Consider the following 15204-nt stretch of genomic DNA (forward strand, 5'->3'; position numbering starts at 1 on the left):
GTTCACCATTCCCCGGCTTCCATGCGGATAGCCACCTCGCAGTCGTCGAAGATCTCGAGCTTGGCGATCTTCACCCGCACGCCGACCACGCCGGGCAGCTGCAGCAGCCGCTGCGCGAGCTTGCCGATGAGCGTTTCGAGCAGGTTCACATGCTCGGCCGTGCACTCGTCGATGATGATGCGGCGCACCTTGCGGTAGTCCAGCACGTGGTAGATGTCGTCGTCCTTCGGCAGCAGCGGCTGGGCGCCCAGGTGCAGCTCGGCGTCGACCTGGATCGGCTGCGGCGCTGTCTTTTCCTGGTCGAGGATGCCCAGGTTGGCGTCGAAGCGCAGCCCCTGCAGGGTGAGTGTCTGGCGGCCGATCGGGTTGGAAGGCATGGTGGGGCTCACATCAGCGAGAAGTCGCGGTCGAATTTCATGAGGTGCTGGCCGCCGTCCACCACGAGCGTGGTGCCGGTGATCGAGTTGTTCTCCAGCGCGAACTTCACCGTGGCCGCCACGTCGGCCGGCGTGGAAGAGCGGCCCAGCGGCGACAGCGTGTGCAGCTTCGAGAACCTGTCTTCGTCCAGCATGTGGCTGGGCAGGGTGAGGCCGGGCGCCACGCCCACCACCCGCACGCGCGGCGCCAGCGCCAGCGCCAGCATGGGCGTGGCGGCCTCGAGCGCGGCCTTGGAGAGCGTGTAGCTCAGGAAGTCGGGGTTGGGATTCCAGAGCTTCTGGTCGAGCATGTGCACCACCGCGCCCTGCGCGTCGCCGCGCAGCGCCAGGTGGTCGTGCAGCGCCTGCGCCAGCACGATGGCCGCGCCGGTGTTGCTGCGCGCATGGCGCTCCATGAGCGCGTAGCTGAAGCTCGCGGCGTCGTCGTGCTCGAACAGGGCCGCGCTGTGGACCACGGCATCGACGCTGCCGAAGTGCGCCGCCACGCGCGGCAGCAGGGCGCGGGTGGCGTCCTCGTCAAGCAGGTCGGCCTCGAACAGTGCTGAATTGCCCGACAGGGCCGCGCAATCGGCCACGGTCTGGGCGGCCTCGGCCTGCGAACTGCGGTAGTGCACCGCCACCTGCCAGCCGCCCGCGGCCAGCGCCAGCGCAATCTCGCGCCCCAGCCGGCGGCCGGCACCCGTGACGAGGACGGTGCGGCGGGCCGGCGTAACAGGAGGAAGTGGCGCTGTGCTCATGCGGGCAGAGAAGGGAGAATCGGCGGGTGACGACAAAAACGACGACAAACAGTTTACCCATCGCCCTCGATATCCTGATTGCCCGTTCGGTGGAGCGGGCGGGCGGATGGATCGGCTTCGACCGCTTCATGGCGCTCGCGCTGTATGCGCCGGGGCTGGGCTACTACGCCAACAGCTCGGCCAAGTTCGGCCACATGCCGTCTTCGGGCAGCGACTTCGTGACGGCGCCGGAGCTCACGCCCATGTTCGGGCAGGCGCTCGCGGCGCAGGTGGCCGAGGCGCTCGCGAAGACCGGCACCGACACGGTCTGGGAGTTCGGCGCCGGCACGGGCGCGCTCGCGGTGCAGCTGCTGCATGCGCTCGACGAGATGGGCCGCGCGGACGTGCGCTACCGCATCGTCGACCTGTCGGGCACCCTGCGCGAGCGCCAGCAGCAGGCGCTGGTGCGCTACGCGGACCGCGTCGAGTGGCTCGGTGAACTGCCCGATGCGATGCAGGGCGTGGTGGTCGGCAACGAGGTGCTCGATGCGATGCCGGTGCAGTTGCTGGCACGCGTGGGCGGCCAGTGGTTCGAGCGCGGCGTGGTGCGCAACGCGCGCGCCGACGGCTGGGCCTGGGCCGACCGCGAAACCGCCTTGCGGCCGCCGTTCGAGGTGCCTGGCGAGCACGACTACCTGACCGAGATCCATCCGCAGGCCGAGGCCTTTGTCGCAACCCTCGCGGACCGCCTGAAGAAAGGTGCGGCCTTCTTCATCGACTATGGTTTTCCGGAGCGCGAGTACTACCACCCGCAGCGCCACATGGGCACGGTGATGTGCCATCGTGCGCACCAGGCCGACGGCGATCCCCTCTCGGATGTGGGCTACAAGGACATCACGTCGCACGTCAATTTCACCGGCATTGCGCTTGCGGGGCAGGAGGCGGGGCTCGAGGTGCTGGGCTACACCAGCCAGGCGCGCTTTCTGCTGAACTGCGGGCTGCTCGAGCGGATGGGGCAGGGCAGCACGGCCGAAAGGGGCATGGCGGCTCGGCTCATCCATGAGCATGAGATGGGGGAGCTGTTCAAGGTGGTGGGGTTTGCGGTGGGGGAGGGGTGGGAGGCGATGGGGTTCCTGGAGGGGGATCGGAGCCATACCCTTTGAAATGTTTGTTTTCCGGGGCCGGGGCGAGACCCGGCCCCCGACCTCAAAAAGAACCATAAGCAACCAACAAAGATTTCTTTGAGAAACCCCCCGTCAAAACCTACATTGGCGCAATGACCGCCCCCCAGCACTTCGAAGTGCGCCCCTTCAACGCCCCCGTAGGCGCAGAAATCCTCGGCCTCGACATCGCGAAGCCCATCAACGACGAAGACTTCGCACGCATCCACCGCGCCCATCTGGACCATCACGTGCTGGTGTTCCGCAACCAGCAGATCACCCCGGCCGAGCACATCGAATTCAGCCGCCGCTTCGGTCCGCTCGAGATCCATGTGCTGCACCAGTTCCATCTGAAGAACCATCCCGAGATCCTGATCGTCTCCAACATCAAGGAGAACGGCGAGCCCATCGGCCTGGGCGATGCGGGCGTCTACTGGCATTCGGACATCTCGTACAAGCCACAGCCCAGCCTGGGCTCGCTGCTGCATGCGCAGGAGCTGCCGAGCGAAGGCGGCGACACGCTCTTTGCCGACCAGCATCTTGCGTGGGAAACGCTCTCCCCCGAGCTGCAGCAGCGCATCCTGCCGCTCAAGGCCGAGCACAGCTATCTCGCCAAGTACGAAGAGCTGCGCGCGAAGAACCCGTGGCGGCCCAAGCTCTCGCAGGAACAGATCGACCAGGTCGCGCCTGCCGTCCAGCCGGTGGTGCGCACGCATCCCGAAACGGGCCGCAAGGCGCTGTTCGTCAGCGAGCATTTCACGACGCGCATCGTCGGCCTGCCGCAGCAGGAAAGCGACGCGCTGCTGGCCGAGCTGTTCGCGCACAGCGTGAAGCCGCAGTTCGTGTACCGCCACCAATGGGCGCCGCACGACCTGGTGTTCTGGGACAACCGCTCGCTGATGCACCTGGCGGCCGGCACGCCCGACCATCTGCGCCGCCGCCTGAACCGCACGACCATCGTGGGCGACACGCCCTTCTGACTGCTTTTTCCGCTGATGCAGCGGGCTCAACCCGCGCCGGCCTTGTCGCCGCCCCGGCGCAACGCACGCAATTCGGCGTTGAGGAATTCGTTGGCGTCGCGCATCGAGCCGTTCGGCATCTTGACCTTGTAGGGCTTGCCCGTCACCTCCGAGCGGGAGGCGCAGCGGTCGATGAAGTCTTCCGCCGTCGTGATGTCGTCTTTGAAGTAGTCGAACTTGGCCTGCATGTGCTTGGCGGCATCGGCGGCGTCGTGCTCATTGCCGTTGCGCATGAAGGTCATCGTCGTCATCTTCGAGACGCGCAGAATCAGCGTGTCGATGAGCTTTTGCTCCGACGCGGAAGGGGTGGCCTGGGCCGCTGCGGCCGCAAGGCCGAGCACAAGCGCCAACAGGGCGCGGCGCGGAAGTTGAAATGAAGCCATGTGGTCGATGTGGCAATTTCCGGACCATGCTAGGGCGGTGGCCCCCCGCGTGTCAAACCGGGCCCGGCTCGGGTCTAATCGCAGGTTTTGGCATGCTTGGTTTCCCATGAGCTCTTCCGCCCCCGATTTGCTGTCGATCGCCCATTCCCTGGCCGATGCTGCAGCCGCGCAGTCGATGCGCTATTTCCGCACGCCGCTGGACATCATCACCAAGGCCGACGAGAGCCCCGTGACGCTGGCGGACCGCGCCGCCGAGACGGCCATGCGCGAGATCCTTGCCGTGCGCGCCGCGGCGGACGGCATCTTCGGCGAGGAGCACGGCCTCGAGCGGCTCGACGCCGAGCGCGTCTGGGTGCTCGACCCGATCGACGGCACGCGCAGCTTCATCACCGGATCGCCGCTCTGGGGTACGCTGATCGGCGTGCTGCAGGGCTCGCGCGTGGTGCTGGGCATGATCGACATGCCGGTGCTCAAGGAGCGCTGGGTCGGCCAGGCCGGCCAGGGCGCCACGCGCGATGGCCAGCCGGTGCATGCCAGTGGCTGTACCGAAGTGGCCAAGGCGCGCATCGTCACCACCTCGCCCGACATCTTTGCGCCGGCCGACTGGCAGGCCTTCGACCGCCTCAGCCGGCAGTGCGCGATGCGTCGCTTCGGCGGCGACTGCTACGGCTATGCCCAGCTGGCGGGCGGCACCATCGACCTCGTGGTGGAAACCGGGCTGCAGCCTTACGACTACCTCGGTCCGGCGGGCGTGATCGAGGCCGCGGGCGGCGTCATCACCGACTGGCAGGGCCAGCCGCTGGGGCTGGCGTCCGACGGCCGGGTGATCGCGGCCGCAACGCCCGAACTTCACCGACAAGCCATGGCCATCCTGGCGGCCTCTAGGGCCTGTTAACGCTATGGAAGGGGTCGCGAAGCTCGCCACAGCCCGCCCATCAAGGCGCGTGACGCCGTGCGTGCGTCCGCACGCGCAAGGAACGCAACGCCGAGGGGCGGGCTGTGGCGAGCTTCCCTGCGGGTTGCTTTGCCAAGGGGCCGTCTGCGGCGTTGCCCGCGCTTGCAAGGCCAAAGCCTTGCTGCACCCGGGCGCCTTGCAGCCAGCCCCTTGGCGAAGCAACGCGATCCCCTTCCATAGCGTTAACAGGCCCTAGACTGTTCCCATGATCCGCTGGCTGATCGTCGTCGTCCTTGCCCTGGTGCTCATGAGCGGCCTCACGGCCTGGCTGCGCCGGTTCGGCTTCGGGCGGCTGCCTGGCGATTTCGAATTCCGCGCCTTCGGCCGCGAATGGCAGCTGCCGATCTCGAGCACGCTGGTGCTCAGCATGATCGCGGCGCTGGTGGCGCGCTTCGTCTAGCGCCGTTGATGAACCCAGAGACCCCAGAGAGAAGAACCACGCGATGAGAGCCTGCGTTGACATCGGCGGCACCAAGGTGGCCGTGAGCCTTTCCCCTTCGAGCGATGCGCCGCTGGCCGGCCGCCGCAGCGAGCCCACGGCCAAGACCGGCGACAACGACGCCGTGGCGGTGCAGATCATGCGCATGATCGACGAGGTCTGCGCCGAGCAGGGCATCGCGCCGGCCGACATCGACCGCGTGGGCGTCTCGTCCACCGGCCCCTTCGAGCTGCGCGACGGCATGGTGGAACTGGCCACGCCCAACATCTGCGGCGGCATTGCGGGGCCCGCGCGCGGGCTGCCCAACAACTGGATGACGGCGATCATCGAGGCCCCGCTGGCCCGGCGCTTTGGCCGCGTGCGGGTCGAGAACGACGCCGTGGCCGCGCTCGAGGCCGAGCGCCACTGGGGCGCGCTGCAGGGCCTGGACCACTGCGCCTACGTCACCTGGAGCACCGGCGTGGGCGTGGGCCTGTGCGTGGACGGCCGTGCGCTGCGCGGCAAGAACGGCAATGCCGGCCATGCGGGCCACAGCTTCGTGGCGGACGACGCCAGCGGCGCGCTGTGCGGCTGCGGCAACCTCGGCGACGTGGAAGCGCTGGTGGCGGGCAACTCCATCGCGCGCCGCTTCGGGCAGCCCGCGCCCGACCTGTTCGCGGCCGCCTCGGACGGCGAGCCGCATGCCGTCGAGATCGTCGATGCCCTGTGCCGCGTCATGGGCCGGATGATCTACAACCTGGTTGCCACGCTTGACCTCCAGCGCATCAGCCTGGGCGGCAGCGTGTTCTGGCACCACCGCGACTTCCTGCTGCCGCGGCTGCAGGCGCAGGTCGACGGCAAGCTCAAGCCGCTCACGCGCGGCGTGCTGCTGGTGCCCGCGGGGCTGGGCGAAAAGGTCGGCGACTATGCCGCCCTGGCACTGCTCGACTGAGAAGGTGACGGCTCCTTCACACCTTCTGAGGCCGGCGCGCGGCGGCTCATCAGCGTCTCGACGATCTGGCCCAGGCGGCGCAGGCCCGTGTCGACCTCCTCGCCATACGGCCAGCCGCAGTTGATGCGCAGGTAATGATCGAAGCGCGAGGAGTTGGAGAACAGCGTGCCGGGCGCCACCACGATCCGCTCCGCGAGTGCCGCATCGAAGACCCGTGACGACGACAGGCGCTCGGGCAGCTCGACCCACAGCTGCAGCCCGCCGGGCGGCAGGTTGATGCGCGTGCCGGCCGGAAAGTAGCCGGCGATCGCATCGGCGGTCTGTTCGCGCTGCGTCTTCAGGCAGCCGCGCAGATGGCGCAGATGGCGGTCGTAGGCGCCGGTGGCCATGAACAGGCCGGCCCCGCTTTGCGAGAGGCCCTCGTTGTTGCGGGTCTGCGCGTACTTGAGCATCTCCACCCGCGCGTGCCAGCGTCCGGCCGTGATCCAGCCCAGCCGCAGGCCGGGCGCGAGAATCTTGTGCAGCGAGGCGCAGTGGATCACGTTGCCGCTGCCGTCCCAGGACTTGAGCGCACGCGGCGGCGTCGGGGCGTCGACGAGCTCGCTGTAGGTGTCGTCCTCGATCAGCGGAATCTCATGCCGTTCGCACAGCTGCGCAAGCCGTGCCTTGTGGGCGTCGGGCATCACGCTGCCCAGCGGGTTCTGCAGGTGCGGCACCACCACCACGGCCTTGATGTTGTCGTAGGTGCGGATCGCGAGCTCCAGCGCCTCGATCGAGAGGCCGGTCTGCGGGCTGGTCGGGATCTCCAGCGCGCGCATGCCCAGGCTCTCGAGCACCTGCAGCAGGCCGTAGAAGGTGGGCGACTCCACCGCCACCGTGTCGCCCGGCTGCGCCACCGCACGCAGCGCAAGGTTGAGCGCCTCGATGCAGCCGTTGGTGACCAGGATGTCTTCCGGCGAGATCGCCATGCCCACGCGCAGGCTGCGCTGCGCGAGCACCTCCCGGAACTGGCGGTGGCCCTTGAGCGGCGCCGCGACCGTCAGCATGTCGGGCTGCTGGCGCAGCATGCGCGTCATCGCATTGCGCAGCGCCTCCGCGGGATACAGCTCGGGTGCGCCGCGCGCGATCGAAAGGTTGAGCTTCTCGGAAAGCTGCCGGCGGCGCGCCACGAAGTCCGACACCTTGGCGTGGATGCCCACGTACTGCGCCGGGTCGGGCGGCACGCCGGCCGCGGGCTCCTCCATCGGCGCGATGGCAAGGCGCCGCGGCCGGCGCACGAAATAACCCGAGCGGTCGCGCGCCTCGACCCAGCCGTCGCTTTCCATCGTGCGGCACAGCTGCAGCGCAGTCGACAGGCTGATGCCGTGCAGGCGCATGAGGCTGCGCAGCGAAGGCAGCTTGTCGCCCTGCTTGAGCGAGCCGGTGTGGATCGCATCCACGTAGTGCGCTGCGAGCTGGCGGTAGAGCGGTAGCGAATCCATGGCCTCGATGCTCCCTCTGTCGCGCATCCAAAAACAGATGCAGTTGCGAAGGAAAACGACCATAACAGATGCGCCGCGGCCACCGCTGTTCCGGTGCGAATCGCCTGGGCGTGTGCCTGTTTTCCGGGCGCCCGAATTCCTACGATGAACGCACCCACTCCAGAAGGCGCGCCATGTCCCCCACCACCCTCGACCGACTGCCCGATACCGTCGTCCTGCAACCCGGCGAGGCCCTGCGCGCCGCGCTCGACCCCGCCACCTGGCTGGAGATGCTGGAGGGTCGCGCGCTGCTGGTGTCGCCGCCTTCATGGTTCGGCGACACCGTGTTCACCGCGAAGACCGCGCTGACCGAGGGCGACGTGCACCGGCTGGAACGCGGCGGCTGGATCGAGCTGTCGGCGCTGGCGCCGGTGCGGCTGCGCGTGCATGCGCCCGCATCCACGGTCCGGCCAGCAGAGGCCCGGCCCGTCATGCGGCTGGTGCGGCTGCTGACCGGAACCTAGCCGACGTCCAGCCTACCGCTGGCTTGCGGCATGGCGCAGCGCCTCGAGAAAGCTGCGCCGCCACCAGTGGATGTCCTGCTCGCGGATGCGCGACAGCAGCTTCTGGTGCCGTTCGCGCCGTTCCTCCAGCGGCATCTGCAGCGCCTGCTGCACGGTTTCGGCCGTGCCGTGCGTGTCGTACGGATTCACCAGCAGCGCTTCCTTCAGCTGCTCGGCCGCGCCGGCGAAGCGCGACAGCACCAGCACGCCAGGATCGGCCGGGTCCTGCGCCGCGATGTATTCCTTGGCAACCAGGTTCATGCCGTCGCGCAGCGGCGTCACCAGCCCCACCGCGGCCGCGCGGCACAGCCCCGGCACGCGCTTGCGCGCCACCATGCGGTGGATGTAGCGCACCGGCATCCAGTCGAGCTCGCCGTAGTCGCCGTTGATGGCGCCGCACAGCGATTCGAGCTCGCGCCGGATGTCGCCATAGGCATCGACGGTTTCGCGCGTGGGCGAGGCGATCTGGATCAGCGTGGCGCTGCGGCGGTTCTCGGGGTAGTTGGCGAGCAGCTCGCGAAAGGCGCGCACGCGCTGCGGAATGCCCTTGGAATAGTCGAGCCGGTCGATGCCCAGCAGCAGCCGGCGCTGCGAATACTCGCGCTTCATGGTCTCGAACATGTCGCGCGATTCCTTCGCATGCGTGAGCGCCGCGAATTCGTCGACGTCGATGCCGATCGGGAAGGCGCCGCATCGCACCGTCTGGCCGTAGGCGCGGTACATCTCGTCGCCCAGGTATTCGCCGTGCGCCTCGTTGCGCACGTAGTGCTCGAAATGCTGCACGTCCTGCTGCGCCTGGAAGCCGATCAGGTCGTAGGCGAACAGCGAGCGCATGAGCCATTCGTGCTGCGGAACGGCCGCGATGATGATCTGCGGCGGCAGCGGAATGTGCAGGAAGAAGCCGATGCGCTGCCTGCAGCCCATGGCGCGCAGCTCGGCCGCGAGCGGCATCAGGTGGTAGTCGTGGATCCAGATGATGTCGTCGTCCTTCAGCAGCGGCTTGAGCTTGCGCGCGAACAGCTGGTTCACGCGCCGGTAGCCGCCGATGAAGCCGGCGTCGAAGTGGGCGAGGTCGAGGCGGTTGTGGAACACCGGCCACAGCACGTCGTTGCTGTAGCCCAGGTAGTAGCTGTCGTGGTCCTCGCGGCTCAGGTCGATGGTGGCAAGCGTGACCTTGCCGGCCTGCAGCATGTGCAGCTCGCCTTCGCCCGTGGGGCCGTTCTCGACGATCTGGCCGCTCCAGCCGAACCACATGCCGCCGCTTTGCTGCAGGCTCTCGCCGAGCGCCACGGCCAGGCCGCCCGCGGCGGGCTTGCGCGGGTCGGCCACGCGGTTGGAAACGACGACCAGGCGGCTCATATGCACGAATCCCACGGCGCCGACAGCCGCACGGCCGCATTGATGATGCCGACCATGGAATACGTCTGCGGAAAGTTGCCCCACATCTCGCCCGTGACCGGATGCGTGTCTTCCGAGAGCAGGCCGAGCGGGTTGCGCGCGGCCAGCATGGTCTCGAAGATCTGGCGCGCCTCGGCCTTGCGGCCGATCTTGGCGAGCGCGTCGATGCGCCAGAAGGTGCAGATGTTGAAGGCGGTCTCGGGCTTGCCGAAGTCGTCGGCCGCCTCGTAGCGGCGCATGTAGGGGCCGTCGCAGAGCGTCTTCTCCATGGCGTCGACGGTCGAGATGAAGCGCGGGTCGCGCGCGTCGATCAGCCCCACCTCCACCATCAGCAGGATGCTGGCATCGAGCTCGTGGCCGCCGAAGCTTTCGGCAAAGGCCTGGCGCTCCTCGCACCACGACTTGGCGAGGATTTCCTCTTTCATGCGCGCGGCGTGGCCGTGCCAGTAGGCGGCGCGTTCGGGCAGCGCCAGCGCGCGCGCGATCTTGGCGAGCCGGTCGCAGGCGGCCCAGCTCATGAGCGCGGAGCTGGTGTGCACGCGGGCGCGGGTGCGCAGCTCCCACATGCCGGCATCGGGCGTGCCATACACGCGAATGGCCTGTTCGCCCACGGCCTCGAGGTGCGGAAACTCGGCCACGCCCGCGCGGCTCAGCAGACGGTGGTCATGAAAAGCCTGCGCCGCGCCGAGCACGATGTTGCCGTAGACGTCGTGCTGGAAGTGCTCCTGCGCCTGGTTGCCCACGCGCACCGGCCCCATGCCGCGGTAGCCCTGCAGGTTCTCGACCATCGACTCGGGCAGTTCGCGCTCCAGCCCGATGCCGTACAGCGGCTGGATGTGCTCGCCGTGCGAGCCGATCACCACGTTGCCGAGCCAGCGCAGGTAGTCTTCCATGGTGCCCACCTCGCTCAGCGAGTTGAGCGCGCGCACCACGAAGAAGGCATCGCGCAGCCAACAGTAGCGGTAGTCCCAGTTGCGCTGGCTGCCCGGCGCCTCGGGAATGCTCGTGGTCATGGCGGCGACGATGGCGCCGGTGTCTTCGTAGAGCGAGAGCTTGAGCGTGATGGCCGCGCGGATCACCGCCTCCTGGTACTCGAATGGAATCGCGAGCCGCTTGCTCCAGGTGCGCCAGTAGGCGATGGTTTCCTGCTCGAAGCTGCGCGCGGTGTCGGCAATGCCGTCGAGCAGGGTTTCGTCGACGCCGAACATGAAGTTGTATTCGCGCGAGATCACGAAGGGCTGGCGCGAAAGGATGTGCGAGATCGATGCGTCGGTGTTGAGCCGCAGCGTCACGTCCGGCCCCACGTAGCGGATGTGGTTGCTGCCGCGCGTGACCTCCAGCGGCCCCGAGGCGCCCCACTGGAAGCGCGGGTCGAGCGCCACGCGGATGCGCGGCGCGCCGGCAATCGGCCGCACGCGGCGCACCATCATCAGCGGGCGGAAGTAGCGCGAGCGGCTGTAGAAGCGCGGCGCGAAGTCGGTGATCTCGATGCCCTGGCCGGCGCTGTCGAACAGCTGCGTGCGCAGCACCGCGGTATTGGGTTCGTACCACTGCTTGCTGGAGGCGAAGTCCTCGATCTCGATGGCCCAGGCGCCGGCCTCCTCGCCGGGGTGCAGCAGTGCATTGAAGACCGGATCGCCGTCGAAGCGCGGCAGGCAGCACCACACGGCGCGCCCGCGTGCATCGATGAGCGCGCTGTAGGCGCAGTTGCCGATCACGCCCACGTTGAGCGAGGGCTCGGCCGGCGGCCCGAAGCCGCGCGGCGCACCGGAAGCTGCAACGCGCGGGTCGACCGGCGCCTGGTCGGCAGGCCCGGCTGCCCCGGAAATGGACATGCCCGCGCGATCTTCGGGTGCTTTCGACAATTGCAGCTCGCTCATCCATCGCTCCTCGGGGATTCGTTTTTCTTGCGGGCCGGCGCGGCCAGCTGGTCGCGCAGCTGCACCAGCCATTCAAAGACCGCGCGCGGCGATTCGAGCCGGTGCAGCGCCAGGCTCGGGCCCGAGCCGACCTTGATGCCGATGCCGCCGCGCGGCTGCACCACCGCGAAGCCGCTCTCGTCGGTGGTGTCGTCGCCGGCAAAGACCGGCAGGCGGCCCGCGAACGGCGCCTCCGTCATGAAGGATTCGATGGCAATGCCCTTGTTGACCCCGGTGGGCTTGACCTCGAACACGAACTTGCCGTGCAGCAGCTCGAGCAGCGGCCGGCCCGCGATGGCGCGCGACATGGCATCGCGGCACACGGCCTCCAGCTGCGGTGCGAGCCGGTAGTGCAGCGCGATGGCCGCGTGCTTGCGCTCGACCAGCAGGCCTTCATGCACGCGGGCCAGTTCGTTGGCGATGTCCAGGATGGGCGCGAGATCGGGCGCATGCTGCTCCTGCATGCGGCCCTGCGCGTCGCGCCGCTGCACGCCGTGCTCGCCCGCGGCAGGCAGGCGCAGCGGCGCGAGGAAGCGGTCGATGGCATCGATCTGGCGGCCCGAGACCACGGCCAGCGCGCCGCCGAGCTGATCGCGCAGGTCTTCGAGCAGGCCCACCAGGGCGGGAGGGATCTCGATCGCCTCGGGCGTCGGTGCGAGCGCGACCAGCGTGCCGTCGAAGTCGAGAAAGAGGGCGGTATCCCGGCCCAACGGGGGCGGCAACTGGGAGGACATTGGCATCGGTGAAAACCATAACACGGGCCTGGCATTTCCCGTGTCGGCCAAAGTCGGACGTCTGCGGCGGCGGCGTCAGTCCAGCGAGGCCGCCACGGCCTCCACGCGTGCGCGGTGGATCGCCTCGCCGATCTGCGGCCCGGCGGCGCCGGACTGCTGCGCCGCACGCGCCACGGCATCGGTGGGCACGCCGGCCGCGGTGGCCAGCACGGCCAGCAGCCGCTCGCGCTGCGGATAGGGCCGGTCCTCGAAGCCGAGCCGGCCGCGCGCATCGCACTCGCAGGCCAGCAGCACGTCGGCAAAGCGCGCCGGCTTGCGAAACGCGTCGCAGCGCTCCAGCAGGCGCACCAGCGCCGCGGCCGCGAGTTCGCCGCTGCGGTGGATGTTGCCGTGCTCGCGCGCCACCACCTCGGCCAGCTCGCGGATCTCGACCGGCACGCGCCAGCGCTCGCACACGGCGCGCAGCAGCTCGGCGCTGCGCTTCTCATGGCCGATGTGGCGCGGCAGCAGCTCGGGCTCGGTCGTGCCCTTGCCGAGGTCGTGCATCAGGCAGGCGAAGCGCACCGGCAGCGAAGCCTGCAGCTTCGCACTGGTGTCGATGACCATCATCAGGTGCACGCCGCAGTCCACTTCGGGGTGGTGCGCCTCGGGCTGCGGCACGCCCCAGAGACGGTCGACCTCGGGCAGCAGCACCGCCAGCGCGCCGCAGGCGCGCAGCACCTCGAACATGCGCGACGGGCGGGTTTCCATCAGCCCGCGCGAGAGCTCCTGCCAGACGCGCTCGGGCACCAGCGCATCGGCCTCGCCGGCTTCGACCATTTCGCGCATCAGCGCCATGGTCTCGGGCGCGACCGAGAAATCGTCGAAGCGCGCCGCAAAGCGCGCCACCCGCAGGATGCGCACCGGGTCTTCGCGAAAGGCGTCGGTGACGTGGCGCAGCAGCTTTTGCTCGAGGTCGCGCCGGCCATGGAAGGGGTCGGCGAGCTTGTCGGCGTCGGGCTCGAAGCGGCCGTCGGCGTCCACGAACTCCGCGGGCAGCGCGATGGCATTGACCGTGAGGTCGCGCCGCGCCAGGTCCTGCTCGAGAGTGACATCGGGCGAGGCGTGCACGGTGAAGCCGCGGTAGCCCGGCGCGCTCTTGCGTTCGGTGCGGGCCAGCGCGTATTCCTCGCGCGTCTGCGGATGCAGGAACACCGGAAAGTCGCGCCCCACGGGCAGGTAGCCGCGCGCCGCCATTTCCTCCGGCGTGGCGCCCACCACCAGCCAGTCGTGGTCCGACACCGGCCGCCCCAGCAGCCGGTCACGCAGCGCGCCGCCGACGAGATAGGTTTTCATGCGCCCAGTGTAGGGATTACGCGGGATCGAAAAATAGAACGACCGTTCGATAATTTTTGGGCCGATCGGACGATCGTTCGTCGATATGCCCGAAAAGTAGCCGCTGTCGCAGTGGAGGCCGCGTGCTTAAGATTTTTAAACCAAAAGGAGTAATCACGTCATGAAGAAAACAATGCTTGCGCTGACGGCCTTCGGCGCGCTGGCGTCCGGAGGCGCGTGGGCGCAGAGCGCTGGAGACTGGGTGGTCGGCGCGGGTTGGCTTCATTTCGCGCCGCAGGATTCGAGCAAGCCGCTCACGCTGACCGCGCCGGTGCGCAGCGTGGTGGCCGGTTCGGGCGCATCCGTCAAGGATTCGGACACGCTGGGCCTGAGCGCGATCTATTTCATCGACAGCCACTGGGCCGTCGAGGGCGTGTTCGGCATTCCGCCGAAATTCAAGCTCGAAGGCACCGGCACGCTGGCCCGCGTGGGCGAACTCGGTGAAGCCCGCCAATGGAGCCCTACCATTCTCGGCAAGTACTACTTCAACGAGGGCAATGCCGCGCTGCGCCCGTTCGTGGGCCTGGGGGCGACCTATGTCTGGTACAGCGACATCCAGCTCACGCCGGAGCTGCAGGGTGCGCTCGGCAGCCAGCTGCGCCAGCGTCCGTTCTCCACCTCGACCACCGCCAAGCTCGACAGCTCGTTCGCGCCCGTGCTCAATGCCGGCCTTGCCTACCAGATCGACAAGCACTGGGGCGTGTCGTTCTCGGTCTCCTACATTCCGCTGAAGACCAAGGCCAAGCTCACGACCACGACGCTCACCGGGCTGCCGGTCGCCACCAGCGAGGCCAGGCTCAAGCTGAACCCGATCGTGACCTACCTCTCGGCGACCTACAGGTTCTGAGGGCCCACCCCCGTCCCTCGCTCACTTCGTGTAGCTCGACTCCCCCCCCCCCAAGGGGGCAACACCTGCGGCCCGGCGAAGCCGGTTCCGCGGTGTTCCTGGCCTGGGCTGCGCCCTGGTCAGCGGTGCTGGCGGTAGGGCTCGTTGAACGCCACGAAGTCCTTCTCGGCCAGGGCGTCGTCGATCCATGCCTTGACGCCGGGCAGCGCCTGCACGCGCTCGATGTAGGCGCTGATGGCCGGCGGCACCGGCAGGCCGTAGGTCTTGATGCGCGTGCCCACCGGTGCGAAGTAGCTGTCGGCAATGCTGAAGCCGCCGAACAGCAGCGGGCCGCCGTGGGCGTCGAGCAAGCCGCTCCACATCTGCACGATGCGGCCGAGGCCGGCCTGCAGGGCGGGGTTGTCCTTCAGCAGCCGTGCGCCGACGTCGGGCAGCGAGGCCTCGATGTTCATGGGGCAGAGGCTGCGCAGGTTGCCGAAGCCCGCATGCATCTCGGCGCAGACGCTGCGCGCGCGGGCCCGGTCGGCCGCGGCGCGGGGCCAGAGCTGCTTCTCGGGAAAGCTCTCGGCCAGGTATTCGGCGATGGCGAGCGTGTCCCACACCACCAGCTCGCCGTCCACCAGCGCCGGCACCTCGGCCACCGGGTTGATCGCGCCCATGGTCTTCTTGAAGTGCGAGTCGGGCGCGAAGGAATCGAAGCGGACCTTCACCTCTTCGAACGGGATGCCGGCCTGCTTCATGAGCACCCAGGGCCGCATGGACCAGGACGAGTAGTTCTTGTTGCCGATGTAGAGCTTGCGCATGGTGCGATCCTGCGGTTGGGATGAGAGAGAAAAACCGTCGATGCTAGCGGGGCCGCGTCCGCGAAT

The 15204-nt window shown here is 68.6% G+C and carries 16 protein-coding genes; 7 read left to right on the top strand and 9 right to left on the bottom strand.

Going from position 1 to position 15204, the window contains the following annotated elements:
* Window positions 1-2: 2 nt before the first annotated feature.
* Window positions 3-377 carry a dihydroneopterin aldolase gene (locus FB547_RS06805; protein WP_012746124.1) on the bottom strand — a complete coding sequence of 125 codons (375 nt, stop codon included), beginning with the start codon at window positions 375-377 and terminating at the stop codon, window positions 3-5.
* Window positions 378-385: 8 nt separating this feature from the next.
* The gene (locus FB547_RS06810; protein WP_145740737.1) at window positions 386-1174 is read right to left on the bottom strand and encodes an SDR family oxidoreductase; all 789 of its coding nucleotides are present in this window, start codon (window positions 1172-1174) and stop codon (window positions 386-388) included.
* A 26-nt stretch (window positions 1175-1200) separates the two neighbouring features.
* On the opposite strand from FB547_RS06810, the gene FB547_RS06815 reads away from it, so the two are divergent.
* Window positions 1201-2316, top strand: a complete 1116-nt coding sequence (locus FB547_RS06815) for a class I SAM-dependent methyltransferase (protein ID WP_145740739.1) — start codon at window positions 1201-1203, stop codon at window positions 2314-2316.
* Window positions 2317-2429: 113 nt separating this feature from the next.
* Window positions 2430-3293, top strand: a complete 864-nt coding sequence (locus FB547_RS06820; protein ID WP_145740740.1) for a TauD/TfdA dioxygenase family protein — start codon at window positions 2430-2432, stop codon at window positions 3291-3293.
* A gap of 26 nt (window positions 3294-3319) precedes the next feature.
* Here the strand turns inward: FB547_RS06820 and FB547_RS06825 are convergent, their stop codons facing one another.
* Entirely contained in the window at window positions 3320-3823 is a 504-nt protein-coding gene (locus tag FB547_RS06825) for a DUF5329 domain-containing protein (RefSeq protein ID WP_261380239.1), read from the bottom strand.
* Between FB547_RS06825 and hisN the strand changes: the two genes are divergently transcribed.
* From hisN to FB547_RS06840, 3 genes are all read left to right on the top strand, one after another.
* Complete coding sequence (gene hisN, locus FB547_RS06830; protein WP_145740741.1) at window positions 3822-4610, top strand: histidinol-phosphatase; 789 nt, start codon at window positions 3822-3824, stop codon at window positions 4608-4610. The two genes, FB547_RS06825 and hisN, sit on opposite strands and share 2 nt — an antisense overlap.
* A 265-nt stretch (window positions 4611-4875) precedes the next feature.
* On the top strand, window positions 4876-5070 hold the full coding sequence (locus FB547_RS06835; protein WP_012746130.1) for a DUF2905 domain-containing protein: 195 nt from the start codon (window positions 4876-4878) through the stop codon (window positions 5068-5070).
* Window positions 5071-5113: 43 nt separating this feature from the next.
* Complete coding sequence (locus FB547_RS06840) at window positions 5114-6040, top strand: ROK family protein (protein WP_145740743.1); 927 nt, start codon at window positions 5114-5116, stop codon at window positions 6038-6040.
* On the opposite strand, the gene FB547_RS06845 is transcribed toward FB547_RS06840, so the two are convergent.
* Window positions 6013-7521, bottom strand: coding sequence for a PLP-dependent aminotransferase family protein (locus FB547_RS06845; protein WP_145740745.1), 1509 nt, complete (start codon window positions 7519-7521; stop codon window positions 6013-6015). The genes FB547_RS06840 and FB547_RS06845 overlap by 28 nt on opposite strands.
* A 173-nt stretch (window positions 7522-7694) precedes the next feature.
* Between FB547_RS06845 and FB547_RS06850 the strand changes: the two genes are divergently transcribed.
* The gene (locus tag FB547_RS06850; protein WP_145740747.1) at window positions 7695-8024 is read left to right on the top strand and encodes a hypothetical protein; all 330 of its coding nucleotides are present in this window, start codon (window positions 7695-7697) and stop codon (window positions 8022-8024) included.
* A 12-nt stretch (window positions 8025-8036) separates the two neighbouring features.
* Here the strand turns inward: FB547_RS06850 and otsA are convergent, their stop codons facing one another.
* The 4 genes from otsA to FB547_RS06870 all read right to left on the bottom strand — a co-directional run bounded on the left by otsA (window position 8037) and on the right by FB547_RS06870 (window position 13449).
* Window positions 8037-9422 (bottom strand): alpha,alpha-trehalose-phosphate synthase (UDP-forming), encoded by a 1386-nt coding sequence (gene otsA, locus FB547_RS06855; RefSeq protein ID WP_145740749.1) that lies wholly within the window; start codon window positions 9420-9422, stop codon window positions 8037-8039.
* On the bottom strand, window positions 9419-11341 hold the full coding sequence (locus FB547_RS06860) for a glycoside hydrolase family 15 protein (RefSeq protein ID WP_145740751.1): 1923 nt from the start codon (window positions 11339-11341) through the stop codon (window positions 9419-9421). The genes otsA and FB547_RS06860 overlap by 4 nt, the downstream gene beginning before the upstream one ends.
* Complete coding sequence (gene otsB / locus FB547_RS06865; protein ID WP_145741982.1) at window positions 11338-12114, bottom strand: trehalose-phosphatase; 777 nt, start codon at window positions 12112-12114, stop codon at window positions 11338-11340. Before otsB ends, FB547_RS06860 begins: the two co-directional genes overlap by 4 nt.
* Before the next feature lie 75 nt (window positions 12115-12189).
* The gene (locus FB547_RS06870) at window positions 12190-13449 is read right to left on the bottom strand and encodes a multifunctional CCA addition/repair protein (RefSeq protein WP_145740753.1); all 1260 of its coding nucleotides are present in this window, start codon (window positions 13447-13449) and stop codon (window positions 12190-12192) included.
* A 160-nt stretch (window positions 13450-13609) separates the two neighbouring features.
* On the opposite strand from FB547_RS06870, the gene FB547_RS06875 reads away from it, so the two are divergent.
* Entirely contained in the window at window positions 13610-14335 is a 726-nt protein-coding gene (locus tag FB547_RS06875) for an OmpW/AlkL family protein (protein ID WP_145740754.1), read from the top strand.
* Between the two features lie 119 nt (window positions 14336-14454).
* Here FB547_RS06875 and FB547_RS06880 read toward each other — a convergent pair whose 3' ends face one another.
* The gene (locus tag FB547_RS06880) at window positions 14455-15138 is read right to left on the bottom strand and encodes a glutathione S-transferase family protein (protein ID WP_145740756.1); all 684 of its coding nucleotides are present in this window, start codon (window positions 15136-15138) and stop codon (window positions 14455-14457) included.
* Window positions 15139-15204: the final 66 nt, after the last annotated feature.

The organism is Variovorax beijingensis, from assembly GCF_007828835.1.
Lineage (GTDB): Bacteria > Pseudomonadota > Gammaproteobacteria > Burkholderiales > Burkholderiaceae_C > Variovorax > Variovorax beijingensis_A.